The 1,141-nt window shown below is 37.8% G+C and carries 1 protein-coding gene; it reads left to right on the top strand.

Annotation, left to right across the window (positions count from 1 at the left end; translation table 11 throughout):
• Positions 1-1,094 (top strand): transposase (locus tag MTBBW1_RS27175; RefSeq protein ID WP_080810134.1); only part of this gene is annotated, 1,094 nt, incomplete at its 5' end.
• Between the last annotated feature and the right edge of the window lie 47 nt (positions 1,095-1,141).

Consider the following 1,141-nt stretch of genomic DNA (forward strand, 5'->3'; position numbering starts at 1 on the left):
GTAAAATTTTCAAAATGCGCCTGCCACACATGGATACGGTCAACGATGTCATGATTCGTTTGAAAACCGATGAACTGGAAAAGCTCAAAGCAAGTATGGTTCGGACGCTTATTGAGAAAAAAGTTCTTCATAAATTTCGTTTATTCAAGAAATATTTTGTTGTTGGGGTCGATGGAACCGGCGTTCATAATTTTTCCAAAAGACATTGTGAGCATTGTTTGACTAAAACTTCTAAAAATGGAAAAGTCACATTTTTTCATAATGTTATGGAAGCAAAACTATTATGCCCCAATGGCTTTTCAATTTCGCTTGCAACAGAATGGGTTGAAAATCCTGAGGGAGACTTTAAGAAACAGGATTGTGAGAGAAAGGCATTTAAGCGTTTGGCAGCAAGGCTCAAAGATTTATATCCACGTCTTCCAATCTGTATTGCCGCAGATGGCTTGTATCCGACAAAGCCGTTTTTTGATACTTGCGCACAAAATGGGTGGCCATATATCGTTACTTTTAAAGATGGTAATTTACCTTCCGTATGGGAGGAAGTGGATGTGTTATTGGGGAAGAGTACTGACAACAAACGCACTCTGGCAACGACCAATTCGAAGCATCAAGTCAACATAGAGCTTTGCTGGATCAACGCAATTGATTACGCAGGACATAAAGTTAACTGGATTGAATGTATCGAGTATTCTCGAGATATCGAATCAAATGAGACACAAACAAGCAGATTTGTCCATCTTACAAATATTGAAATAACATGGCGGAATGCCCCTGAAGTCAGTCAGAGCGGTAGATTGCGCTGGAAAATTGAAAATGAAGGCTTCAATTGCCAAAAAAATCATGGGTACAATTTGCAGCATAAGTACTCCCGAAACAGTTATTGTGCGACAAAAAACTATTATCAATGTCTCCAAATAGCTCATTTGCTCAATCAATTGGTTGAATTAAGTGCCAATTTTTTAAATCTTGTTACCGGTAAAAAAAGCATCAAGCACTTATGGAAATGCATGATAGCTTTTTTAATATGCGGCTTTATTGATGCCGATGAGCTTTCTTTGCTTTTAAGGCAAAGATGTCAAATTCGTTATGGATAATTTTGTATGGAGTCACCTGCTCCGGAATACAGGGAAATTTTTTTAAA

It is taken from the genome of Desulfamplus magnetovallimortis (assembly GCF_900170035.1).
Classification (GTDB): Bacteria; Desulfobacterota; Desulfobacteria; order Desulfobacterales; family Desulfobacteraceae; genus Desulfamplus; species Desulfamplus magnetovallimortis.